Source organism: Methanobrevibacter filiformis (assembly GCF_001639265.1).
Lineage (GTDB): Archaea > Methanobacteriota > Methanobacteria > Methanobacteriales > Methanobacteriaceae > Methanacia > Methanacia filiformis.
The window spans coordinates 1-604 of sequence record NZ_LWMT01000206.1 but is presented as its reverse complement, the minus strand read 5'-3'; the positions used below and the strand labels follow the sequence as shown (position 1 = coordinate 604).

The window sequence follows — 604 nt, the reverse complement described above, 5'->3', positions numbered from 1 at the left end:
CCCCACCAAGAAAAAATAGAACCAATTGTAGAAGAAGTTTCTGAAATAAGAAAAAAATAAAGAAGCAATGTTTAATTTAAGGCAATTCTATAGAATCGATTAAATCCTTAACTTAACAGCTGTGGGTAAAGTCCAATATTATGTATCAATCAATGATGAATCTGACACTTACTCTCCAACACACTCACCTAACTCAACAATAACTGTAAATAAAAATACTATTAAATTAACAGTTAAAACACCATCAGGCTATGTAGGCGATAAAAAAACAATAAAAATTAAAGCTATTGGCATTGAAAACAAAGTATTAGTTAATAAATTCTTTACAGTATATATTAATGGTAAAAAAGTAGGAAAATACAAAACAAATAGTAAAGGTGAGTTAACTATTAAAACAACACTTAAAGCATCAAATAAACTTAAAATAACTTTTGCAGGGGACGAAGATTATAAAAGTCTTTCTAAAACATACATATAGGAGTTTATCCATAATTAAAATAAAGGTTTATGATTGTTGGATATGGTTTTAGATGTTTTTTAGTTTTTGTTTTAGTTTTTTGGTCTATTTTTTGTGTTTTAGTTTTAAACTTTTTAAATGTGTTTT

At 25.7% G+C, this 604-nt stretch carries 1 protein-coding gene; it reads left to right on the top strand.

Translation table 11 applies throughout. The features are described from left to right. Positions 1-121: 121 nt before the first annotated feature. Complete coding sequence (locus MBFIL_RS05455) at positions 122-478, top strand: hypothetical protein (RefSeq protein WP_066972227.1); 357 nt, start codon at positions 122-124, stop codon at positions 476-478. The last annotated feature ends 126 nt before the right edge of the window (positions 479-604 follow it).